Below are 21,222 nucleotides of genomic sequence, written 5' to 3'. Positions count from 1 at the left end.
CGCCCTGGGGAGCGCGGACCCGTCACCCGGCCGGGCGCGACTCCTCCACCGCGGCCACGAACTCGCGGGCCAGCGCCACGAACTCCTCGGTCCGCTCGATCTGCGGCATGTGCCCGGTGTCCGGGAAGACGTGCAGCCGGGCGGCGGGCAGGGCGGCGGCCGCGGCCCGGGCGTGGTGAGCGGGCAGCACGGCGTCGGAGTCGCCCCACACCACGAGCACGGGCACGCCCGACGCGCGGATCCGCTCCAGCAGGTCCTTGCGCCAGCCGGGGAGCACGCCGAGCACCGGCAGCCCGATGCTGCGGTAGGTGCCGAGGAACGTGGCGCGGAAGTCCGGCTGGGAGCCCACCGTCGCGGCGTGGCGCAGCAGCTCGGGGGTGGCGAGGGCCGGGTCGAAGAAGCAGTTCTGGTTGGAGCGCACCGCGGCCGCCCTCGAGAGGGGCCGGAAGCGGGGGCCGAGCACGGGCAGCCGGGACAGCGCGGCCCAGAGCATCGGCATCGGCGAGACGTTGGCCTCGCGGCCGAAGCCCGCGCTGTTGGCCAGCAACAGCCCCACCACCCGCTCGGGGTGCTCGGCGGCGACCGTCATGGCCACGGCCCCGCCCAGCGAGTTGCCCATCAGGTGCACGGGCCGGTCCTCGCCCACGGCGTCGAGCACGCCGACCACGGCGCGCGCGAACGCCGCCAGCCCCGGCTTCTCCGCCCCCGCCGGGGTGAGGCCGAAGCCGGGCAGGTCGGTGCTGAGCACCCGGTGGTCCCGGGCCAGCAGCTCGTGGGCGGCCGACCAGTCCTCCAGGCTGCGGCCGATGCCGTGCAGCAGCACGACGGGCGGGGCGTCCGCCGGCCCGGAGAGGCGGATGCGCACCGGGCGCCCGGCCACCGGCACCGTCGTCGTGGTCCCGTTCGTGGTCTCCGCCGGGGGGTCCGGGGCAGGGTGCTCGCTCATGCCAGGGCCTCCTGGTGGCGGGTGCCGCGGCGCCGGCCGGTGCGCGGGACGAGGTCGAGGGTGCGGGAGAGCGGGGTGCGAAGGGTGGTCACGGAGTCCAGCAGGTAGTTCTGCCGCACGCGCCACGGGTGGCGGTCCCCCTGGCGGGGGAAGCCCGCGATCGCGCGCCGGACGTAGCCGGAGCTCAGGTCCAGCAGCGGGTGCTCCCGCATCCCCTCGGCGCGCCGGGGCACCACGGCCACCGCGTCGTGGCGGTCCATGTGCCGCAGCACCTTGCAGACCAGCCGGTGGGTCAGGTCGGCCCGCAGGGTCCAGGACGCGTTGGTGTAGCCGATGCACAGCGCGAAGTTCGGCACGCCCGTGAGCATCGCCCCGTTCCACACGAACTGCTCGGACAGCTCCACCGGCGTGCCGTCCACCGAGGGCACCACCCCGCCGAAGAACCGCAGCTTCAGCCCCGTGGCGGTGACGACGACGTCGGCCTCGAGCACCCGCCCGCTGCGCAGCCGGATCCCCTCGGGCACGAACGTGTCGACCGCGTCCGTGACGACCTCCGCGCGGCCCTTCCTGAGCGCCTTGAACAGGTCCGCGTTCGGGACCGCGCACAGCCGCTGGTCCCACGGGTCGTAGGAGGGGGTGAAGTGCTCGGCGACCAGCTGCTCGGAGCCGAGGGCCCGGGCGGCCCTGCCCGTGAGGAAGGCGCGCGCCAGGGCCGGGCGGCGCCGGCAGAACTGGTAGAACGCCGTGCCGAAGAGGATGTTCTTCGTGCGGATCAGCCGGTGGGCCGTCCGCGGCGGCAGCACCCGGCGCAGCGCGTCCGCGCGCCTGTCCCGGCCGGGCACCGCGCTGATCCACGTGGGGGAGCGCTGGAGCATGGTCACGTGCGCCGCCTCGTCCGCCATGGCCGGCACGAGGGTCACGGCGGTCGCGCCGCTGCCGATCACCACCACCCGCCGGCCGGCCCAGTCCAGGTCTTCGGGCCAGAACTGCGGGTGCACCACGCGCCCGCGGAAGGTCTCGGCCCCCGGGAAGCCGGGGGCGTGGCCGCTCTCGTAGTCGTAGTAGCCGGCGCACGAGTACAGGAACGAGCACGTCAGGGAGCGCCGGCGCACGGAGCCGTCCTCGCCGCGCTCCTCGAGGCCCAGGGTCCAGCGGTGCTCGCCGCCGGACCAGTCGGCCGAGACGAGCCGGGTGCGGAAGCGGATGTGCCGGTTGATGCCGAACTCCTGCGCCGTCTCGCGGACGTACGCGAGGATGGACGGGCCGTCGGCGATCGACTGCGGGTCCCGCCAGGGCTTGAACGGGTAGCCCAGGGTGAACATGTCGGAGTCGGAGCGGATCCCGGGGTAGCGGAAGAGGTCCCACGTCCCGCCGACGGAGTCCCGGGCCTCCAGGACGACGTAGGAGTGCTCCGGGCACTCCGTCTGCAGGCGGTAGGCCGCGCCGATCCCGGAGAGGCCGGCGCCGACGACGACCACGTCGCGGTGCTCCGCCGCAGGGGCGCCGCCGGAGGAGGGGTCGAGTTCGGGCATGGTTCCAGGATCGCCGAGCCGGCCCCGCCGTGCTTGACGCTGGACGACGATTGCTTGACCCTGGGCGACAGAAGGGAGAAGTCGTGTCCGTCATCAGATCCGCGGCGCTGCGGGGGTTCCGCGCCACGGTCGCCGAGCTCGGCGGCGACGCCGAGGCGCTCGCCGACGCCGCCGGCCTGCCCCGCGCCGCCCTGGACACCGACGACCTGCTCGTCCCGGCGCAGGCCGTGGGGCGGGTCCTCGAGACCGCCGCGCGCGAGCGGGACTGCCCCGACCTCGGGCTGCGGGTGGCCGCGCGCCAGGACCCCGGCGTGCTCGGGCCCCTGGCGCTCGCCGCCCGGCACTCCGAGACGGTGCGCGACGCCCTCGAGTGCACCTCCCGCTACCTGTTCGTCCACGCGTCCTTCCTCCAGCTGTCCCTCGGGGCGGACCCCTACGGCGCCCGCGGCGTGACGGCCGTGCGCTACGGCAGCTCCGCGGAGGCGATGCACAGCCCCCAGGGCACCGACCTCGGCCTGGGGCTGCTGCACCGGGCCCTGGTCTCGCTGGTGGGCGGGCGCTACGGGCTGCGCACCGTCGAGCTCGCCCACCGCCCGGCCGCACCGGCCCACGCCTACGAGGAGTTCTTCGGGGTGCCCGTGCGCACGGACCGGCCCGGGACGCTGCTGCGCATCCCCACGAGCACCCTGGCCCGCCCGCTGCACGGGGACGCCCGCGTGCGGCAGGTGGCGCTGGCCTTCCTCGACACCCAGCTCCCCCATGGGGGCGCTGCGTGGACGCCCCGGGTCCGGGGCGTCCTGGCGCAGCTGCTCGGCACGGCCGCCCCCGAGATCGAGGCGGTCGCCCGGGTGCTGGACCTACACCCCCGCACCCTCCAGCGCCGGCTCGCGGCCGAGGGCACCACCTACGGCGCCGTCCTCGACGAGACGCGGCGCGGCGCCGCCCTGCGCTGGCTCACGACGACCGACGTCCCCGTGAGCCAGATCGCCGGGCTGGTGGGCCTGTCCGAGGCCTCCGCTCTCACCCGCTGCGCCCGGCGGTGGTGGGGCGTCCCGCCCCGCGAGGTCCGGCGCCGGGGCCCCGCGGCGTCCTGAGCGTGTCGCGGGGCGTCAACTTCCTGTCGTGGAGGGTCAAGCGCGAGCCCGCCGCGCCCGCGCAGACTGGGGGCGGTCCCCGTCCACCACCCAGGAGCAGCCCATGTCCCCCTCGGCCCCCTTCCGCTTCCCCGGCGCCACCGCCGTGCTCACCGGCGCGGCCTCCGGGATCGGGGAGCACCTGGCGCGCGGGCTCGCCGCGCGGGGCACCCACCTGGTGCTGCTCGACCGCGACGCGGCCGGCCTGGACGGCGTCGCCGCGTCGATCCGGGAGCGGCACCCGCAGGTGCGGCTGCGGACCGTGGTGGTCGACCTCGCGGAGCTCTCCTCGCTGCCCGCGGTCGCCGAGCGGGTGCTGGCGGAGCACCCCCGGATCGACCTGCTGGTCAACAACGCGGGGGTCGCCCTGGGCGGGCGCTTCGACCAGGTCTCGGCCGAGGAGTTCGACTGGGTGATGGACGTGAACTTCCGGGCGCCCGTGGCGCTGACCCGCCTGTTCCTGCCGGCCCTGCTGCGCGCCCCCGGCGGCCACCTGGTCAACGTGTCCAGTCTCTTCGGGCTCGTGGCGCCCCCGGGGCAGGTGGCCTACTCGTCGAGCAAGTTCGCGCTGCGCGGCTTCACCGAGGGGCTGCGCCACGAGCTGGCGGGGCGCGTCGGCGTCACCGTGGTCCACCCCGGCGGGGTGCGCACCCGCATCGCGGAGTCCGCGCGCCGGCCCGCCACGGTGCCGGAGGACCGGGCGCGGGCGGACCGGGAGAGCTTCGCCGCCCTGCTCGGCTATCCGCCGGAGCGGGCGGCCGCCGAGATCCTCGGGGCCGTGGAGAAGCGCCGGGGACGGCTGCTGGTCGCCCCGACCGCCGTGCTGCCCGCCGCCCTGGCCCGGCTGCTCCCGGGGTCCTACTGGCCGGTCCTGCGCGCGCTCACCCCGGTGCTGCAGGCGGTGCCGCGGGGCTTCCCGGGGCGGCGCCGGCGTGCCTAGGCTGGCCCCATGACCAGCACCGTGTACTCCGTGGCCGTCGACTGCCGCGACCCCGAGGCCCTGGCCCGCTTCTGGTGCGAGGCCCTGGGCTACGTCGTCCACGGCGAGGCCGAGGGCTACGTCGGGATCGCCCCGCCCGAGGACGCCGCCGGGCCGCGCCTGGACTTCCTGCTCGTCCCGGAGCCGAAGACCGTCAAGAACCGGCTGCACCTGGACCTGCGCGCCGCGGACGGCGACCAGGCCGGGGAGGTGGCGCGCCTGGAGTCCCTGGGCGCCCGCCGGGCGGACGTGGGCCAGGGCTCCGACGTGACGTGGGTGGTGCTCGCCGACCCGGAGGGCAACGAGTTCTGCGTGCTGGCCGACCTCGAGGACGACTGAGCCCGGGCTCCCGCCGCCCGGAGCGGCTCAGCCCACCACGCCGTCCACGTAGTACCACCGGCCGTCCTCCCGCAGGAACCGGGAGTTCTCCCGCTGCTCCCCCCGCCCGGCGGTCCCGGGGCCGCTGCGCCAGCGGGCCGTGAAGTCCACGTGCCCCTCCCGGTCGAAGGGCCCGCCGGCGGCGGTGCCGTGGACGTCGAGCCGGTACCAGCGCAGGGACGGGTCCAGCTCCAGGTGCTCGGGGCGCGTGCGCGGGTGCCAGGCGGCCAGCAGGTAGGCGGCGTCCCCGGCCGCGAACGCGCTGAAGCGAGAGCGCATGAGCAGCTCGGCGGTGGGGGCCGCGGAGCGGCCGGCGTGGAACCGCCCGCAGCAGGCCCCGTAGGTCTCCCCGGTGCCGCAGGGGCAGCGGGCGTCGTCGTCGATCATGCTCCTGTCCTATCACCGTCCGCTCCCGGCGGGATGACGGAAGGCGGCCGCCGGAGCGCTCCGGCGGCCGCCTTCTGCGCTCGCGCGAGCAGGGGCGGGGCTCAGGCCATCCAGCCCTCGACCACGCCCTTGCCGAAGAAGACCACGAAGGCCGCCGCGACAAGGTACATCAGCGGGTGGACCTCCTTGGCCCGGCCCTGGACGAGGCGGATGAAGACGTAGGAGACGAAGCCCGCGCCGATGCCGTCGGCGATCGAGTAGGTGAACGGCATGACCGCGAAGGTCAGGAACGAGGGGATGGCCAGCCCCCAGTCCTCCCACTCGATGCGCACCGCCTGGCGGGCCATGAGGAACCCGACGATCACCATCGCCGGGGCCACGGCCTCGAACGGCACGACGTTCACGAGCGGGGTGATGAACATGGCCAGCAGGAACAGCACGCCGGTGACCAGGTTCGCCAGGCCGGTGCGGGCGCCGTCGGCGATGCCGGTCGAGGACTCCACGAAGATCTGGTTGGAGGACACCGAGCCCGCGCCGCCGGCGATCGCCCCCGCGGCGTCGACGAGCAGCACCCGGTCCACGTTCTCGATCTGCCCGTTGCGGCCCACTAGCCCCGCCTGCTCCGACAGGCCCACCATCGTGCCCATCGCGTCGAAGAAGATCGAGAGCAGGATCGTGAAGATCAGCAGCAGCGCCGCCAGGGCGCCGAGGTTCGCGAAGGCCTCGAGCGGGGCGGCCGAGCCCACGAGGGAGAGGTCGGGCAGCGCGAACAGGGACGCCGGGGCGGAGGGCACCACGAGCGACCAGCCGGCGGGGCTGTCCACCGAGGAGCCGGAGGGCACGAACGCCTCGAGCACGTGCGCCAGGACCGTGGTGAGGACCACGGCGACGAGGATGGCCCCCGGCACGTTGCGCACCATGAGGGCGACCATCAGCAGCAGCCCGACGACGAACGTCAGCGTGGGCCAGCCCAGCAGCGTCCCGCCGTTGCCCAGCTGGACCGGCACGGTGGTCCCGGCCGCGTCCGGCATCCGGCGCACGAACCCGGCGTTGACGAAGCCGATCAGCGCGATGAACAGGCCGATGCCGACCACGATGGCGGTCTTCAGCGACGCCGGCACGGCGTTGAACACGGCGGTCCGGAAGCCGGTGAGCACCAGCCCGAACATGATGAGCCCGGCCCACACCACCAGGCCCATGACCACGGGCCACGTGATGCCCGGGGTGGTCGCGACGGTCACGGCGAGGAACGCGTTGACGCCCAGGCCCGTGGCGACGGCGAACGGCGAGCGCGCCACCAGGCCCATGAGGATGGTCATCACGCCGGCGATCAGCGCGGTCACCGCGGCGACGCGCTCGCCGCCCAGGACGTTGCCCGCCCCGTCCGGGCCGTAGCCGAGGATCAGCGGGTTCAGCACCACGATGTAGCTCATCGCGATGAACGTCGCGACGCCGCCGCGGATCTCGCGCGGCACGGACGAGCCGCGCTCGGTGATCCGGAAGAAGCGGTCCAGGCCGTTGCGCGGCGGACGGGGCGGGGAGGTCTCGGCGGAGACGGGGGTGGAGGAGGCCATGGTGGTCCTTGGGCGGTCGACGGGACGAGGGCTCGGCACGAGGTGGGCCGAGGGGAGTCTACGGCGGTGGCGGCGTGCCGGCAGGCGCTCACCGCGGGTGCGGGACCGGGACGCGCGGGGCTGGGGCGCGGGCCTTGGGGACGAGCCTAACGGCGCCCCGGGCGCTCCGGGAGGGGCCCGGGAGGTCGTTCCCGGCCGGAACAGGCCGCGGGCGCGGCGCGTTGTGCTGTGCACCACGACGGGCGACGACGCGTCCGGAGCGCGCCCGCGCGGCCCCGAGCTCTCGAACAGGAGTGACGAATCCCATGTCCCAGCCCTCCCGGATCCCTCCCACCACGTCGGGCAACTACCGCGTCCTCAGGACCGTGCCCACCTACGACGAGGCGCAGCGCATCGTCGACAGCCTCTCCGACGCCCAGTTCCCCGTCGAGCACGTCCGCGTGGTCGGCACCGGTCTGCGCTCTGTCGAGCAGGTCACCGGCCGGCTGACCAACGGCCGGGCCGCGCTCTACGGAGCCGCCTCCGGCGCGTGGCTGGGCCTGTTCGTCGGCCTGCTGCTCGGCATCTTCACCGTGGGCAGCTGGTTCGCCGTGGTCCTGTGGGGCGTGCTGCTCGGCGCCTTCTGGGGCCTGCTGTTCGGCCTGGTCGGCCACGCCGCGACCGGCGGGCGCCGCGACTTCCGCAGCGTCCAGGGCTTCGAGGCCGAGGCCTACGACGTCCTCGTGGAGGCCGAGTACATCGACGAGGCCGCCGCGAAGCTCGGCGGCGCCCGCCCCACCGCCTGATCCCGTTCCCGGCCCCGGCCTCCCTCCGCGAGGAGCGGGCCCGGGGGTCATCTCATGTTCCGGGGGCTGTGTCAAGTGTGTTAATCGTCGGCGACGCAATGTGGCGTTTCATGACGGCCGAGGTGACGGACCGGAGGCGGCGGCGAACAATCGAGGGCATGACTCAGACGACCCGTGCGCCCCGCGCTGCCCGGAAGCCCAAGCCCGAGGGGCAGTGGAAGGTCGACGGCCGCGAGCCCCTCAACCCCAACGAGGTCTTCAAGCAGGCCGACGACGGGCTCAACGTGCGCGCCCGCATCGAGGAGGTCTACTCGAAGGAGGGCTTCGCCTCGATCGACCCGAACGACCTGCACGGCCGGTTCCGCTGGTGGGGTCTCTACACCCAGCGCAAGCCGGGCGTGGACGGCGGGAAGACGGGGTCCCTGTCCGACGCCGAGATCGAGGACGAGTACTTCATGATGCGCGTCCGGCTCGACGGCGGGGCCCTGACCCGCGAGCAGCTGCGGGTGCTGGGGCAGATCTCCTCCGAGTTCGCCCGGGACACGGCCGACATCACCGACCGGCAGAACATCCAGTACCACTGGATCGACGTCAAGGACGTCCCCGAGATCTGGCGGCGGCTCGAGGACTCGGGCCTGGACACCATCGAGGCCTGCGGCGACGTGCCGCGCGTGCTCCTGGGCTCCCCCCTCGCCGGCATCGCCGAGGACGAGATCATCGACCCCACCCCGGTGATCGAGCGGATCAAGTCCACCTACATCGGCTCCCCGGAGTTCTCCAACCTGCCGCGCAAGTTCAAGACGGCGATCACCGGCCACCCCTCCCTCGACGTCGTCCACGAGATCAACGACATCTCGCTCGTCGGCGTGGTCCACCCCGAGCTGGGCCCGGGCTACGACCTGTGGGTCGGCGGCGCCCTGTCCGTGGTGCCGCGCCTCGGCGAGCGCCTCGGGGCCTTCGTGACCGAGGAGCAGGCCCCCGAGGTGTGGGCCGGGGTCACCAGCATCTTCCGCGACTACGGCTACCGGCGCCTGCGCAACCGCGCGCGCCTGAAGTTCCTGATGGCCGACTGGGGCCCCGAGAAGTTCCGCCAGGTGCTGCAGGACGAGTACCTGGGCTACGAGCTCGCGGACGGGCCCGCGCCCGAGAAGGCCGCCACCCCGGGCGACCACATCGGCGTGCACCGGCAGAAGGACGGCCGGTACTACATCGGCGTGGCCCCGCGCGTGGGCCGCGTCTCCGGGCGGAAGCTTCTGGAGCTCGCCGACGTTATGGAGAAGTACGGCTCCGACCGGTTGCGCACCACCCCGCACCAGAAGCTCGTGCTCCTCGACATCGAGGAGGGCGACGTCGAGGCCGTCGTCGCCGACCTCGACGCCCTGGACCTGCAGGCGCGGCCCTCCGCGTTCCGCCGCTCGACGGTGGCCTGCACCGGCATCGAGTTCTGCAAGCTGGCGATCGTGGAGACCAAGCACACGGCCTCCGAGACGATCGACGAGCTGGAGCGCCGTCTGGCCGACGTGGAGCTGCCGCACCCGCTGGCCCTGCACGTCAACGGCTGCCCCAACTCGTGCGCCCGGATCCAGACCGCGGACATCGGGCTCAAGGGCCAGCTGCTGCCCACCGACGACGGCGGCCAGAAGCCCGGCTTCCAGGTCCACCTGGGCGGCGGGCTCGCGGCGGACGACCGCGCCGAGGCCGGACTGGGGCGCACCGTACGCGGGCTGAAGGTCTACGCGGACGAACTGCCCGACTACGTGGAACGACTGGTCCGCCGCTTCCTGGACCAGCGCGCCGACAACGAGACCTTCGCCGAGTGGACCCTTCGGGTCGAGGAGAGTGAACTCGTATGACCACCACCACCACCACCACCACGCTGCGCGACGAGCAGCAGCTGCGTGCGCTGGCCGCGGCCGGCGCCGCCCACCTGCACGCCGAGCTCGACGCCGAGGGGCGCGTGCCCGCCGAGGGCGAGGCCTCCCCGGCCGAGGCCATCCGCTGGGTCGCCGAGAACTTCGACCTGCGCAAGGTCGCGGTCGCGTGCTCGATGGCCGACGCCGTGCTGCCCGCCCTCGTGGCCGAGCAGCTGCCCGGCGTGGACGTCCTGTTCCTCGAGACCGGCTACCACTTCCCGGAGACGCTGGGCACCCGCGACGCCGTGGCCCACGTGCTGGACATCAACGTCGTCGACGTCCTCCCCGAGCTGACCGTCGCCGAGCAGGACGCGCAGATCGGCAAGGACCTCTTCGCGACCGACCCCACCCGGTGCTGCGCGATCCGCAAGATGGACCCGCTGAAGAAGTCCCTGGAGGGCTACGAGGTCTGGTTCACCGGCGTGCGCCGCGACGAGTCCTGGACCCGCACCAACGCCCCGATGGTGACGTTCGACGAGACCCACAAGCTCATCAAGGTCAACCCCATGGTGCGGTGGACCCTCGACGAGCTCCTGGAGTACTCGGAGAGCCACGGCCTGCCCGTGAACCCGCTGATGTCCGAGGGCTACCTCTCCATCGGCTGCGCGCCCTGCACCCGTCCGGTCGCCCCGGGCGAGGACCCCCGCGCCGGCCGCTGGGCGGGGAAGAACAAGATCGAGTGCGGGATCCACCTGTGAGCGCACCAGCGACCACGACGCCGAGCACCACGACGGACGGGACCATGACCACGACCACGACGCACAGCAGCCTCGACGCGCTGGAGGCCGAGTCCATCCACATCATCCGCGAGGTCGTCGCCGAGTTCGACCGCCCGGCCATGCTCTTCTCCGGCGGCAAGGACTCGGTGGTCATGCTCCACCTCGCGGCGAAGGCCTTCTGGCCGGGGCGGATCCCGTTCCCCGTGCTGCACGTGGACACCGGGCACAACTTCCCCGAGGTCCTCGACTTCCGGGACCGCACGGTCGAGCGGCTGGGCGTGCGCCTGGTCGTGGCCTCCGTGCAGGACTACATCGACGACGGCCGGCTGCTCGAGCGCGCCGACGGCACCCGCAACCCCCTGCAGACCGTGCCCCTGCTCGACGCGATCGCCGAGCACAGGTTCGACGCCGTGTTCGGCGGCGGGCGCCGCGACGAGGACAAGGCCCGCGCCAAGGAGCGGATCCTGTCCCTGCGCGACGAGTTCGGCCAGTGGGACCCCCGCAACCAGCGCCCCGAGCTGTGGAACCTCTACAACGGCCGGCACACCGCCGGCCAGCACGTGCGGGCGTTCCCCATCAGCAACTGGACCGAGCTGGACATCTGGCGCTACATCGAGCGCGAGAACATCGAGCTGCCGCCCATCTACTACGCCCACCCGCGGGAGGTCTTCCGCCGGGACGGGATGTGGATGGCCGTGGGCGAGTTCTCGCTGCCCACCGAGGCCGAGGACGTCGAGCTGCGCACGGTGCGCTACCGCACCGTGGGCGACATGTCCTGCACCGGCGCCGTGCTCTCGGAGGCCCGCTCGGTCTCCGACGTCGTGGCCGAGGTGGCCGTGTCCACACTGACCGAGCGCGGGGCCACCCGCGCGGACGACCGGATCTCCGAGGCCGCCATGGAGGACCGCAAGAAGGACGGGTACTTCTAGAGATGACTTCCCCCAGCACCGTGAGCTCGCACGGCTCCGCGCCCGAGCACGCCCCCACCATCGACCCCGGGTCGCTGTTCCGCTTCGCGACCGCCGGCTCCGTCGACGACGGCAAGTCCACCCTGGTGGGCCGGCTGCTCCACGACGCCAAGGCGATCCTGGCCGACCAGCTCGAGGCCGTGGGCCGCACCTCCGCCGAGCGCGGCTTCGGCGGCGGCACCGGCCGGATCGACCTGGCCCTGCTCACGGACGGGCTGCGCGCCGAGCGCGAGCAGGGCATCACCATCGACGTCGCCTACCGCTACTTCACCACCGACCGCCGCTCCTTCGTGCTGGCCGACTGCCCCGGGCACGTCCAGTACACGAAGAACACGGTCACGGGCGCCTCGACCGCCGACGCCGTCGTGCTGCTCGTGGACGCCCGCCACGGCGTGGTCGAGCAGACCCGCCGGCACCTCGCCGTCGTGGCCCTGCTGCGCGTGCCGCACGTCGTGGTCGCCGTGAACAAGATCGACCTCGTGGACTGGTCCCAGGAGGTGTTCGACCGGGTCGCCGCCGACGCGACCGACGTCGCCGCCCGGCTCGGGATCGAGGACCTGCACGTGGTGCCGGTCTCGGCCCTCGAGGGCGACAACGTCGTGGAGCGCTCCGAGCGGACCCCGTGGTACACGGGCCGCCCGCTGCTGCGGGTGCTCGAGGAGCTGCCCACCGTGGACGAGTCCGGCCGCGGCGCCGCCCGCCCGTTCCGCCTCCCCGTCCAGTACGTGATCCGCCCCCAGGGCGGGACCGCCCCCGGGGCCGACGCCGAGGCGCTGCGCGACTACCGCGGCTACGCGGGTCAGATCGCCTCCGGCACCGTCGCGGTCGGCGACGAGGTCGTGGTCCTGCCCTCGGGCCGGCGCACCACGGTGACCGGCATCGACGTCGCGGGCACCGCCCCCGGCCCCGGGGAGCCCCTGCCCGGCGTGCAGCTGGAGGAGGCGGCGGCCCCGCTGTCCGTGACCCTGCGCCTCGCCGACGACATCGACATCGCCCGGGGCGACCTGCTCGCGGGCGTCGACCAGGAGCTGCCCCGCCCGACGCAGGACCTCACGGCCTCCGTGGCGTGGCTGGGCGAGCGCCCCCTGCAGCCGCGGGCCCGGGTGCTCGTCAAGCACGGCACGGCCACGGTCCAGGCCATGGTCCAGGAGCTCGAGGGCCGGCTGGACCTCGACGAGCTCGTGCTGCAGGACGCCACGGCCCTGGAGCTCAACGACATCGGCCGCGTCCGGCTCCGCCTGGCCTCCCCGCTGCCCGTGGACCCCTACGACCGGCTGCGGCGCACCGGCGCCTTCCTGATCGTCGACCCGGCCACCGGCAACACGCTCGGGGCGGGTCTCGCCCGGGATGCCTGAGGTGGCGCGGCGTCGTCGACCGGGAGGCTGGCCGCTCGTCCTGGGGGCCCTCGCGGTGCTGGCCGTGCTCACGGTCGTCGCCACCGCGCTGCGGGCCAACGGGACGCTCGCGGCGTGGGAGCGCACCGCGGTCGAGACGTCCGACGCCGAGCGGCTGCGCCTCGGCTACTTCGGCAACCTCACCCACGGCCCGGCCCTGGTGGGGGTGCAGAACGGGCTCTTCGCCCAGGAGCTCGGGGACACGGAGCTGTCCACGCAGGTCTTCGGCAGCGGCCCCACGGCCGTCGAGGCCATGAACGCCGGGGAGCTCGACGCCGCGTTCGTGGGCCCCAACCCCGCGATCAACTCCTACGTCCAGTCCCGCGGCGAGTCCCTCACCGTCGTGGCGGGCGCGGCCTCCGGCGGCGCCCAGTTCGTCGTGACCGACGACGTCCGGGGCTCCGACGACCTCGCGGGCCGCACCTTCGCGACCCCCGACTTCGGCGGCACCCAGGACGTGGCGCTGCGCGTGTGGCTGCAGGAGCACGGCTACGCGGTGGACGGGCAGGGGGACGACGCCGTGGCCATCGCCCCCATGGCCAACGGGCAGGCCTTCCAGACGATCCGGCAGGGCCGGCTCGACGGCGGCTGGCTGCCGCAGCCCTGGGCCACGCGCCTGGTCCAGGAGGGCGGCGCGAAGGTCCTCGTCGACGAGCGCGACCTGTGGCCCGGCGGCCGCTACCCCACCACGGTGCTCGTGGTGCGCCAGGACTTCCTGGCCGAGCACCCGCAGACCGTGGAGAAGCTCATCGCCGGCCTCGACGAGTCCGTGGACTGGCTGCACGCCCACGAGGACGACCCAGCGGGGGTCGCCGAGGTGCTCAATAGCGGCCTCGAGGCCGCGCGCACCGATCCGCTGCCGCAGGCCACGCTCGTGGGCGCGCTCGACGCGATCGAGTGGACCGTCGACCCCCTGCCCGACACCTACCCGGCGCTGCTCGAGCACGCGGTGCACGCCGGCACCACCCAGGACGCGTCCGTGGAGGGCCTGGTGGACACCACCCTCCTGGACCGCGTCCGCGCCGAGGAGGACCGATGAGCACGACGGCGACGCCCGTGCCCGCGCGCACGGCCGCCCCCGGACCCGCGATCCGGATCGAGAACCTGACCAAGACCTTCGCCGCGGGCGACGGGCCCGTGCTGGAGGACGTGGACCTCAGCGTCGAGCGCGGCCAGTTCGTGGCGCTGCTCGGGGCCTCCGGGTGCGGCAAGTCCACGCTGCTCAACATCGTGGCGGGCCTGGAGGAGCCGACGGACGGGTCCGTGGCCGTGCCCGAGGAGGGCGCGGCGCTGATGTTCCAGGACGCCGCGCTGTTCCCCTGGCTCACGGCCCGCCGCAACGTCGAACTCGCCCTCGAGCTGCGCGGGGTGCCCCGCGCCGAGCGCGCCGGGCGCGCCGGGGAGCTGCTCGAGCTCGTCCGGCTGCCCCACGCCGAGCACAAGCGCCCCCACGAGCTCTCGGGCGGCATGCGCCAGCGCGTGGCCCTGGCCCGGGCGCTGGCCCAGGAGCGGGAGGTGCTGCTGATGGACGAGCCGTTCTCCGCGCTGGACGCCATCACGCGGGACCTGCTGCACGAGGAGCTGCTGCGGATCTGGCGCGCCACCGGGCGCACGATCGTGTTCATCACGCACAACGTGGGCGAGGCCGTCCGGCTGGGGGAGCGCGTGCTGCTCATGTCCTCCCGGCCCGGGCGGATCGTCCAGGAGTGGGACACCCGCCCCTGGAAGGACCCCGACGCCTACGGCTTCGAGGGCAACGCCCAGTCGCTCGACGAGACCCTCGGCGAGCTGACCCGCACCATCACCGGACGACTCCGGGAGGAGATCAGCCGCCATGCCGCCTGAGACCGCCGCCCTGCCCGCCGTGACCGGTGCCCGCGCCGACCGCGCCCCGGCCCCCACGGCGCGGGCCGACGCCCGCCCGCACGCCCCGGCCGACGAGCTGGCCGGCCTCGACGCCCTGCAGACCGAGCGCACCCGCCGCGCCCCGGTCGGGGAGATGCTGCGCGCCAAGGTCGCGCCGCCCGTCGTCGCCCTGCTGTTCGCCCTGCTGCTGTGGCAGCTGCTCGTCGCCCTGCTCGGCCCCCGCCCCGACGTGGTACCCGGCCCGCTCGACGTCGCCCGCCAGTTCGGCGCCCTCCTCGCGGACGGCACCGTGCTCGGCGCGCTCGGCACCAGCCTGTGGCGGGGGCTCAGCGGCTTCCTGATCGCCGTCGCCGTCGCCACCCCGCTGGGCCTGCTCGTGGCGCAGCGGCAGGGGCTGCGCAACGCCGTCGGGCCCCTCATCTCCGGGCTGCAGGTGCTGCCGTCCGTCGCGTGGGTGCCCGCCGCGATCATCTGGTTCGGCCTCTCCGACGCCACCGTGTACTTCGTGGTGCTCATGGGCGCCGTCCCGTCGATCGTCAACGGGATGCTCGCGGGCGTGGACCAGATCCCGCCCCAGCTGCGCCGCGCCGGGCACGTGCTCGGGGCGTCCGGCTGGACCATGGCCAGCCGGATCGTGCTGCCCGCCGCCCTGCCCGGCTACGTGGCCGGGCTCAAGCAGGGCTGGGCGTTCTCGTGGCGCTCGCTGATGGGCGCCGAGCTCATCGCCGTCGGCGGCTCCATCGGCTTCGGCCTGGGCTCGCTGCTCGAACAGGGGCGGACGGTCTCCAACATGGCCGTGGTGATGGCCGCGGTCATCGCGATCCTCGCCGTCGGCATCCTCGTGGAGCTGCTGTTCTTCAACCCCGTCGAGCGCCGGCTGCTGCGCGGGCGGGGGCTGCTCGGCCCCCGGGCGTGAGCTGCGTCTCTCCGCAGGGGAATCCTGCGACAACCTCACTAACGTTGGAACCGGTCCATGATGCGCGCGGAGCACACCGCGCGTGCACTCGAAAGGAATCCCGTGGCTGACACCACCACCCGACCCCTCCGCGTCGCCGTGATCGGCGCCGGCCCCGCCGGCATCTACGCCGCCGACATGCTGACCAAGTCCGAGCCCGTCAAGAGCGGCGAGCTCGAGGTCAGCATCGACCTGTTCGACCGCTACCCGACCCCCTTCGGGCTCATCCGCTACGGCGTGGCCCCCGACCACCCCCGCATCAAGGGCATCATCACCGCCCTGCGCTCGATCCTGGGCCGCGGCGACATCCGCTTCTTCGGCAACGTCGAGTACGGCAAGGACCTGATGCTGGCCGACTTCGGCGCCCACTACGACGCGGTGATCTTCGCCACCGGCGCCGTCTACGACGCCCCGCTGAACATCCCCGGCATCGAGCTCGAGGGCGTCCACGGCGCCGCCGAGTTCGTCGCCTGGTACGACGGCCACCCCGACTTCCCGCGCACCTGGCCGCTCGAGGCCCGGGAGGTCGCGGTCGTCGGCAACGGCAACGTGGCCCTCGACGTCGCCCGCGTGCTCTCCAAGCACGCCGACGACATGCTCGTCACGGAGATCCCCGGCAACGTCTACCAGGGCCTGAAGGCGTCCCCCGTCACGGACGTGCACATCTTCGGCCGCCGCGGCCCCGCCCAGGTGAAGTTCACCCCCCTGGAGCTGCGCGAGCTCGCCAAGTCGCGGGACGTCGACATCGTCGTCTACGACGAGGACTTCCAGTACGACGAGGGCTCCGAGCAGGCCATGGCCGAGAACAACCAGATCAAGGTCATGGTCAAGACCCTCGAGAAGTGGCGGGCCGACGACAGCCCGAAGACCGCCTCCCGGCGCCTGCACCTGCACTTCCTGCAGAGCCCCCGCGAGGTCCTCGGCGAGGACGGCAAGGTCGTGGGGCTGCGCATGGAGCGCACCCGCCTCAACGGCGACGGCTCCGTGTCCGGGACCGGCGAGTACGTCGACTACCCGGTGCAGGCCGTCTACCACGCGGTCGGCTACCACGGCTCCCGCCTGCCCGAGCTGCCGTTCGACGAGGCCCGCGGCGTGATCCCGAACGCGGAGGGCCGCGTGCTCGCCGAGGACGGCACCGTGCTGCACGGGCTCTACGCCACCGGCTGGATCAAGCGCGGCCCGGTCGGGCTGATCGGCGCCACCAAGTCCGACGCCCTCGAGACGGTCAACCACCTGCTCGAGGACCGGCCGCTGCTGCCGCCGCTGAGCCACCCGGACCCGCAGTCCGTCAACGACGTGCTCGAGGCACGCGGCGTCGAGTACACCACGTGGGAGGGCTGGCTGGCCCTCGACGAGTACGAGCAGGCGCTCGGCCAGTCCTCGCACGACGCCGAGGGCAACCCGCGCGAGCGCGTCAAGGTCGTCGAGCGCGAGGAGATGGTGAGCGTCTCCCGCGAGGGCGTCGCGGAGCCGGTCGGCACGCACGCCTGATCCGCACCACCCCCTCCTCCGTCCCGCGGCGCGGCGCCGTCCGGGACGGAGGAGGCGGCACCGGGGCTCACAGCCCCAGCAGCTCCCGGGTGTGGTCGTTGAGGAACACCCCGTCCGGGTCGAGCGCCGCGCGGACGTCGAGGAAGTCCTGGAACCGCGGGTACACCGAGCGCAGGTACGCGGCGTCCCGGGTGTGCACGGTGCCCCAGTGCGGGCGTCCGCCGTGGGCCACGAAGATCTCCTCGGCCGCGGCGAAGGCCTTGGGCTCGTAGCGGCGCCAGTACTGCCGCAGCGCGATCCAGCCGGTGTCCCGGCCGTGGGCGGGGGACAGGTGCGCCTGCTCGGCGGCGGAGCAGCGCACGTCCACGGGCAGGGAGAACGCGTAGCCGCGGCGCTCGATGAGCGTCTGCAGCTCCCGGAACGCCACGGGCAGGTCCTCCACCGGCAGCGCGTACTCGGCAGAGACGAACCGCACCCGCCGCGGCACGGTGAACACCCGGTGGGAGAGGTCGCTGTAGGCCCGCGGGCTGTTGGTGAACGCGTCCAGCCGGTTGACCCCCGGGGTGGAGCGCGGCAGGACCGTGGCGAGCTGGTTGAGCCCGGTGGTGAGGGTGTTGCGCAGCAGGGCGTCGTCGATCCGGCGCACGGTGCGGGCCACGGGCGAGCCGGGGCGGGTGTAGGAGTCGGGGAGCTTGTGCAGCCGGGAGAGGATGCGGGTCTGCGCCGTGGAGGTGCCGGGCATCCAGAAGAACTCGAAGTGGTCGGCCCCGGCCATCCGCTCCCCGAGGGTGTCCACGAGCTGCCCGAGCGGCTCCCGGAACTCCGCCGCGTGCAGCCGGAACGCCGGCTCGCACTGCAGGGTCACGCCGACGACCACCCCGAGGACGCCCAGGCCCACCCGCGCGGCCTGGAAGACCTCGGGGCGCTGCTCGGCGCAGCACTCCAGGAGCTCGCCCTCCGGGGTGACCAGCGTCAGGGCCACCACCTGCTCGGACAGGGACCCGAAGGCCAGGCCCGTGCCGTGGGTGCCCGTCGAGACGGCCCCGGCGAGCGTCTGCCAGCTGCTGTCCGGCAGGTTGCTCACGGCCAGCCCGTAGTCGTCCAGGGCCCGGCTGAGCTCGCCGATCGTGGTGCCCGCCAGCGCGGTGACCCGGTGCCGGGTCGTGTCCACGCTGACCAGCCCGGCGAGGCCGCTGAGGTCGACCATGACGTCCGGGGCCAGCGGCAGGGCCGAGAAGCTGCAGCCGGAGCCGACGGCGCGCACGCCCAGGCCGCGGCGCGCGGCGGCGGCGACGCCCTCCGCCAGCTGGGCGACCGAGGACGGCAGGAGCACGTGCCGGGGCACGACCGAGTGGGTCCTGCCCCAGGTGGCCCATTCCCTCGTCCCGGTCTCCCCGGGCAGGGTGTCGGACAACGGGATCTCGCTCATCGGCGGGACCGTCCTTCCTCGGCGTCGGATGCGCTGTGCGCCCCCATCTTCTCACTCCGTTCCGCGCGCCCGCGCCGCACGAGGGCGCGCGGGAGGCGCGCGCGCGTACCATCGAAGGCGAAGCCCGGGACCGGCTCCCCCGCGGGCCGGGCCCGGGCCCCGCGCACAGGAGGACCGCCATGACCGACCGACCGTCACCGGACCGTGAAGAGGGCCCCGCGGAGGGCAGCGAGCCCACGCTGGGCGCGGAGGCGGTGCGCCGGCGCGTGCCGTCCGGCGGCGGGCAGAGCCGCTCCCTGGACGCCACGGGGGAGATCGTCGTGGGCGTGGACGGGTCCGACCAGAGCCTCGGGGCCCTGCGCTGGGCCGCCCGGGAGGGCCGGCGCCGCAGCCGGCCCGTCCGCATGGTCACCGCCTACAGCGTGCCCGTCTTCTCCGGCTCCGGGTTCGACACCGGCTACGCGACCGTCGACGAGGACGCGCTGGTCCAGGGGGTCGAGGAGCTGCTCAACCACGCCGCGGACCAGGTCCGGGCCACGGGGGTCGAGCTGCGGGCCACGGTCGAGACGGGCGACCCGTCCAGCGCCCTGCTGGAGCTCAGCCACACGGCCGAGCTGATGGTCCTCGGCTCCCGGGGCCGCGGCGGCCTGCTGGGCCGGCTGCTCGGCACCGTCTCGACGGCCGTGCCCGCCCACGCCCAGTGCCCCACCGGGGTGGTCCCCCTCCCGTGGGCTGCGGAGCACCTGGGCGAGGAGCAGCTCACGAGCACGCAGGCGCTCGTCGAGGGCGTGGTCGTCGGCTCCGACGGCTCCACCCAGGCCCGCACGGCCATGCTCCACGCCGCGGAGGAGGCGCAGCTGCTCGGCGTCCCGCTGACCGTGGTGTGCGCGCTGCCGCCCGTGAGCGGGGCCCTGGCCTGGATGCCCACGGCGGTGGACTTCGAGCTGATGTTCGACGACGTCGCCCGAGCCCTCCGGGGCGGGGTGGCGTGGCTGCAGAGCTGGTTCCCCGACCTCGAGATCGGCTCGGAGCTCGCCGACGGCTCCCCGGTGCAGGTGCTGGTGGAGCAGACGCGCCGGAACCGGCTGGTCGTGCTCGGCACGCGCGGGCGGGGCGGCTTCGCGGGCATGCTCCTGGGCTCCACGTCCCAGGGCGTGCTGCACAACGCGGCCGGTCCCGTGCTGATCGTCCCGGACCGCTACGACGAGCGGATCGAGACCCGCAAGGACTTCGACCGGGACGACGTGCGCCCCTGGGACGTCTGAGGGCGTGGCTCAGCCCCAGCCCAGCTCGTGCAGGCGGTCGTCGTCGATGCCGAAGTGGTGGGCGACCTCGTGGATGACGGTCACCGTGATCTCCTCCACGAGCTCCTCCCGGTCCGCGCACATCCGCTGCAGCGGCCCGCGGTAGACGTAGATGCGGTCCGGCAGGGAGCCGGCGCCCCAGCCGCCGTCCCGCGCGGTCAGGGGCACGCCCTCGTAGAGGCCGAGCAGCCCCGGGCAGTGGGCGGGCGGCTCCTCCTCGACGAGGATCGCCACGTTGTCCATCGCCCGGAACAGCTCGTCCGGGATGAGGTCGATCGCGTCGTCGACGGCGTCGTCGAACTCTGCGTGCGTCATCTCGATCACCCTCCCATTCCTACCCCACCGCCGCCCCCGCCGCGCGGGGGACCGGCGGGGGCGGGAATTGTGCAGAATCCGCGCCAGCCTCTAAGCTGTACTCGGTTTCTCCCGTGTCCAGACCCTGGTCGTTCAGGTCGTGGTCGCCGATGCGGGCGTTCTGGCCCCCATCGTCTAGCGGCCTAGGACACCGCCCTTTCACGGCGGCGGCACGGGTTCGAATCCCGTTGGGGGTACGCGGAACGGCGGTCCTGCCGCCGATTTGCACAACGAGGCAGAGATGCTGGTAAGATCAGTCCTCGTTGGAAACAACAAGGCCCTGTAGCGCAGTTGGTTAGCGTGCCGCCCTGTCACGGCGGAGGTCGCGGGTTCAAGTCCCGTCAGGGTCGCTCAGGCGGCGTTCACACCGGAAGGCACTTCCGCTGATGCAGCGCCGTCGCGGCATATCCGAGGATGTGCCGGGGCTCTGTAGCTCAGTTGGTAGAGCGTACGACTGAAAATCGTAAGGTCACCGGATCGACGCCGGTCGGAGCCACCGCGGAAACCGCCGATCCCCCAGGGGGCCGGCGGTTTTTTGCGTCCCGCGCCCGGTTGCCCCGCACCCGGCTGCCAGCCGGTCCCGAGGTTGGGACCCTAGTCTGGGACCGTGATCCGCCTTCTCCGACGCCCGGGCCCCCGAGGGGCGGCGCTCGCCCTGTGCGCGCTGGGCCTGCTCGCCCTGACGGGCTGCGGACCCGGACCGCAGAGCCGGGGCCTCGACGTCGACCCGTCGGCCGGCTCCGCCACCGCCTCCCCGCCGTCCGCCCCGCCCGCCGACCCGGAGACCTGCTTCGACGTGGCCAGCGCATACACCGCCCTGGGCCTCGTCCCGCTGTCCACCGACGAGACCGACCCGGACTTCCGCCCCCGGGAGACGGTCGCCTCCGTGCGCGAGCTCGCCTCCCGGATGCCCGCCGAGCTGCGGCCGGCGTTCGACGACGCCGTCGAGGCCCTGCGCTCCGCGGGCGGATCGGTGCAGCCCGCCGAGCTCGCCGCGCTGCACGGGGCGCTCGCCCCCGTCGGCGACTGGCTGCAGCGGCACTGCGCGGAGCCGACCCCCGCCGGATGATCAGCATCCTGTCTAGACTGGGCGCACGCGCCCCGGCCCGGGCCGC

Annotated in this window: 20 protein-coding genes and 3 tRNA genes; 17 read left to right on the top strand and 6 right to left on the bottom strand. The window is 74.0% G+C overall.

Annotated elements, in window-relative coordinates; all coding sequences use genetic code 11:
* Positions 1–22: 22 nt before the first annotated feature.
* Both ACYSMR_RS07965 and ACYSMR_RS07960 read right to left on the bottom strand, forming a co-directional pair.
* A complete protein-coding gene (locus tag ACYSMR_RS07965; protein ID WP_461747872.1) occupies positions 23–946 on the bottom strand; it encodes an alpha/beta fold hydrolase in 924 nt (307 codons plus the stop codon).
* Positions 943–2,478 (bottom strand): flavin-containing monooxygenase, encoded by a 1,536-nt coding sequence (locus ACYSMR_RS07960; RefSeq protein ID WP_461747871.1) that lies wholly within the window; start codon positions 2,476–2,478, stop codon positions 943–945. The genes ACYSMR_RS07965 and ACYSMR_RS07960 overlap by 4 nt, the downstream gene beginning before the upstream one ends.
* An 83-nt stretch (positions 2,479–2,561) precedes the next feature.
* On the opposite strand from ACYSMR_RS07960, the gene ACYSMR_RS07955 reads away from it, so the two are divergent.
* From ACYSMR_RS07955 to ACYSMR_RS07945, 3 genes are all read left to right on the top strand, one after another.
* Positions 2,562–3,572 carry an AraC family transcriptional regulator gene (locus ACYSMR_RS07955; RefSeq protein WP_461747870.1) on the top strand — a complete coding sequence of 337 codons (1,011 nt, stop codon included), beginning with the start codon at positions 2,562–2,564 and terminating at the stop codon, positions 3,570–3,572.
* Positions 3,573–3,675: 103 nt separating this feature from the next.
* Positions 3,676–4,551: an SDR family NAD(P)-dependent oxidoreductase gene (locus ACYSMR_RS07950; RefSeq protein ID WP_461747869.1), complete on the top strand. Its 876-nt coding sequence runs from the start codon at positions 3,676–3,678 to the stop codon at positions 4,549–4,551.
* Positions 4,552–4,560: 9 nt separating this feature from the next.
* Complete coding sequence (locus ACYSMR_RS07945) at positions 4,561–4,929, top strand: VOC family protein (protein ID WP_309125575.1); 369 nt, start codon at positions 4,561–4,563, stop codon at positions 4,927–4,929.
* Between the two features lie 27 nt (positions 4,930–4,956).
* Here the strand turns inward: ACYSMR_RS07945 and ACYSMR_RS07940 are convergent, their stop codons facing one another.
* On the bottom strand, positions 4,957–5,355 hold the full coding sequence (locus ACYSMR_RS07940) for a YchJ family protein (RefSeq protein ID WP_461747868.1): 399 nt from the start codon (positions 5,353–5,355) through the stop codon (positions 4,957–4,959).
* A gap of 101 nt (positions 5,356–5,456) precedes the next feature.
* On the bottom strand, positions 5,457–6,929 hold the full coding sequence (locus tag ACYSMR_RS07935; RefSeq protein ID WP_251332749.1) for an NCS2 family permease: 1,473 nt from the start codon (positions 6,927–6,929) through the stop codon (positions 5,457–5,459).
* A 305-nt stretch (positions 6,930–7,234) separates the two neighbouring features.
* Between ACYSMR_RS07935 and ACYSMR_RS07930 the strand changes: the two genes are divergently transcribed.
* The 9 genes from ACYSMR_RS07930 to ACYSMR_RS07890 all read left to right on the top strand — a co-directional run bounded on the left by ACYSMR_RS07930 (position 7,235) and on the right by ACYSMR_RS07890 (position 17,020).
* Positions 7,235–7,714, top strand: coding sequence for a YflT domain-containing protein (locus ACYSMR_RS07930; protein ID WP_251332748.1), 480 nt, complete (start codon positions 7,235–7,237; stop codon positions 7,712–7,714).
* A gap of 158 nt (positions 7,715–7,872) precedes the next feature.
* Positions 7,873–9,567, top strand: coding sequence for a nitrite/sulfite reductase (locus ACYSMR_RS07925; RefSeq protein WP_251332747.1), 1,695 nt, complete (start codon positions 7,873–7,875; stop codon positions 9,565–9,567).
* Positions 9,564–10,325, top strand: coding sequence for a phosphoadenylyl-sulfate reductase (locus ACYSMR_RS07920; protein WP_461747867.1), 762 nt, complete (start codon positions 9,564–9,566; stop codon positions 10,323–10,325). Before ACYSMR_RS07925 ends, ACYSMR_RS07920 begins: the two co-directional genes overlap by 4 nt.
* A gap of 44 nt (positions 10,326–10,369) precedes the next feature.
* Complete coding sequence (gene cysD / locus ACYSMR_RS07915; protein WP_251332745.1) at positions 10,370–11,275, top strand: sulfate adenylyltransferase subunit CysD; 906 nt, start codon at positions 10,370–10,372, stop codon at positions 11,273–11,275.
* A 2-nt stretch (positions 11,276–11,277) separates the two neighbouring features.
* Entirely contained in the window at positions 11,278–12,669 is a 1,392-nt protein-coding gene (locus ACYSMR_RS07910; protein ID WP_251332744.1) for a sulfate adenylyltransferase subunit 1, read from the top strand.
* On the top strand, positions 12,662–13,747 hold the full coding sequence (locus tag ACYSMR_RS07905) for an ABC transporter substrate-binding protein (RefSeq protein ID WP_461747866.1): 1,086 nt from the start codon (positions 12,662–12,664) through the stop codon (positions 13,745–13,747). Before ACYSMR_RS07910 ends, ACYSMR_RS07905 begins: the two co-directional genes overlap by 8 nt.
* Positions 13,744–14,553 (top strand): ABC transporter ATP-binding protein, encoded by an 810-nt coding sequence (locus ACYSMR_RS07900; RefSeq protein ID WP_251332742.1) that lies wholly within the window; start codon positions 13,744–13,746, stop codon positions 14,551–14,553. Before ACYSMR_RS07905 ends, ACYSMR_RS07900 begins: the two co-directional genes overlap by 4 nt.
* Entirely contained in the window at positions 14,543–15,490 is a 948-nt protein-coding gene (locus tag ACYSMR_RS07895; protein ID WP_461747865.1) for an ABC transporter permease, read from the top strand. Before ACYSMR_RS07900 ends, ACYSMR_RS07895 begins: the two co-directional genes overlap by 11 nt.
* Before the next feature lie 60 nt (positions 15,491–15,550).
* Positions 15,551–17,020, top strand: a complete 1,470-nt coding sequence (locus ACYSMR_RS07890; protein WP_375142380.1) for an FAD-dependent oxidoreductase — start codon at positions 15,551–15,553, stop codon at positions 17,018–17,020.
* Between the two features lie 67 nt (positions 17,021–17,087).
* On the opposite strand, the gene ACYSMR_RS07885 is transcribed toward ACYSMR_RS07890, so the two are convergent.
* Positions 17,088–18,449 (bottom strand): D-arabinono-1,4-lactone oxidase, encoded by a 1,362-nt coding sequence (locus ACYSMR_RS07885; protein ID WP_251332739.1) that lies wholly within the window; start codon positions 18,447–18,449, stop codon positions 17,088–17,090.
* A 179-nt stretch (positions 18,450–18,628) separates the two neighbouring features.
* On the opposite strand from ACYSMR_RS07885, the gene ACYSMR_RS07880 reads away from it, so the two are divergent.
* Positions 18,629–19,714, top strand: a complete 1,086-nt coding sequence (locus ACYSMR_RS07880; protein ID WP_461747864.1) for a universal stress protein — start codon at positions 18,629–18,631, stop codon at positions 19,712–19,714.
* Positions 19,715–19,723: 9 nt separating this feature from the next.
* Here the strand turns inward: ACYSMR_RS07880 and ACYSMR_RS07875 are convergent, their stop codons facing one another.
* A complete protein-coding gene (locus tag ACYSMR_RS07875; RefSeq protein WP_251332737.1) occupies positions 19,724–20,068 on the bottom strand; it encodes a metallopeptidase family protein in 345 nt (114 codons plus the stop codon).
* Between the two features lie 163 nt (positions 20,069–20,231).
* Here ACYSMR_RS07875 and ACYSMR_RS07870 point away from each other — a divergent pair.
* The 4 genes from ACYSMR_RS07870 (at position 20,232) to ACYSMR_RS07855 (ending at position 21,176) form a co-directional block, all read left to right on the top strand.
* A tRNA-Glu gene (locus tag ACYSMR_RS07870) sits at positions 20,232–20,304 on the top strand.
* A gap of 79 nt (positions 20,305–20,383) precedes the next feature.
* Positions 20,384–20,457 (top strand) — tRNA-Asp (locus tag ACYSMR_RS07865).
* A gap of 73 nt (positions 20,458–20,530) precedes the next feature.
* Positions 20,531–20,603: transfer RNA gene (locus ACYSMR_RS07860), tRNA-Phe, on the top strand.
* 111 nt (positions 20,604–20,714) lie between these two features.
* Positions 20,715–21,176, top strand: coding sequence for a hypothetical protein (locus ACYSMR_RS07855; RefSeq protein WP_309125501.1), 462 nt, complete (start codon positions 20,715–20,717; stop codon positions 21,174–21,176).
* The last annotated feature ends 46 nt before the right edge of the window (positions 21,177–21,222 follow it).

This window comes from Kocuria sp. U4B (assembly GCF_054875615.1).
The sequence above is the reverse complement of the archived record's forward strand: the minus strand, read 5'-3'. Positions and strand labels throughout refer to the sequence as shown.

Excerpts from the sequence above, each read along its gene's own strand:
- ACYSMR_RS07965 (WP_461747872.1), bottom strand. The coding sequence starts at position 946 with ATGAGCGAGCACCCTGCCCCGGACCCCCCGGCGGAGACCACGAACGGG.
- ACYSMR_RS07960 (WP_461747871.1), bottom strand. The coding sequence starts at position 2,478 with ATGCCCGAACTCGACCCCTCCTCCGGCGGCGCCCCTGCGGCGGAGCAC.
- ACYSMR_RS07950 (WP_461747869.1), top strand. The coding sequence starts at position 3,676 with ATGTCCCCCTCGGCCCCCTTCCGCTTCCCCGGCGCCACCGCCGTGCTC.
- ACYSMR_RS07945 (WP_309125575.1), top strand. The coding sequence starts at position 4,561 with ATGACCAGCACCGTGTACTCCGTGGCCGTCGACTGCCGCGACCCCGAG.
- ACYSMR_RS07940 (WP_461747868.1), bottom strand. The coding sequence starts at position 5,355 with ATGATCGACGACGACGCCCGCTGCCCCTGCGGCACCGGGGAGACCTAC.
- ACYSMR_RS07935 (WP_251332749.1), bottom strand. The coding sequence starts at position 6,929 with ATGGCCTCCTCCACCCCCGTCTCCGCCGAGACCTCCCCGCCCCGTCCG.
- ACYSMR_RS07930 (WP_251332748.1), top strand. The coding sequence starts at position 7,235 with ATGTCCCAGCCCTCCCGGATCCCTCCCACCACGTCGGGCAACTACCGC.
- ACYSMR_RS07925 (WP_251332747.1), top strand. The coding sequence starts at position 7,873 with ATGACTCAGACGACCCGTGCGCCCCGCGCTGCCCGGAAGCCCAAGCCC.
- ACYSMR_RS07920 (WP_461747867.1), top strand. The coding sequence starts at position 9,564 with ATGACCACCACCACCACCACCACCACGCTGCGCGACGAGCAGCAGCTG.
- cysD (WP_251332745.1), top strand. The coding sequence starts at position 10,370 with ATGACCACGACCACGACGCACAGCAGCCTCGACGCGCTGGAGGCCGAG.
- ACYSMR_RS07910 (WP_251332744.1), top strand. The coding sequence starts at position 11,278 with ATGACTTCCCCCAGCACCGTGAGCTCGCACGGCTCCGCGCCCGAGCAC.
- ACYSMR_RS07905 (WP_461747866.1), top strand. The coding sequence starts at position 12,662 with ATGCCTGAGGTGGCGCGGCGTCGTCGACCGGGAGGCTGGCCGCTCGTC.
- ACYSMR_RS07900 (WP_251332742.1), top strand. The coding sequence starts at position 13,744 with ATGAGCACGACGGCGACGCCCGTGCCCGCGCGCACGGCCGCCCCCGGA.
- ACYSMR_RS07895 (WP_461747865.1), top strand. The coding sequence starts at position 14,543 with ATGCCGCCTGAGACCGCCGCCCTGCCCGCCGTGACCGGTGCCCGCGCC.
- ACYSMR_RS07890 (WP_375142380.1), top strand. The coding sequence starts at position 15,551 with ATGCGCGCGGAGCACACCGCGCGTGCACTCGAAAGGAATCCCGTGGCT.
- ACYSMR_RS07885 (WP_251332739.1), bottom strand. The coding sequence starts at position 18,449 with ATGAGCGAGATCCCGTTGTCCGACACCCTGCCCGGGGAGACCGGGACG.
- ACYSMR_RS07880 (WP_461747864.1), top strand. The coding sequence starts at position 18,629 with ATGACCGACCGACCGTCACCGGACCGTGAAGAGGGCCCCGCGGAGGGC.
- ACYSMR_RS07875 (WP_251332737.1), bottom strand. The coding sequence starts at position 20,068 with ATGACGCACGCAGAGTTCGACGACGCCGTCGACGACGCGATCGACCTC.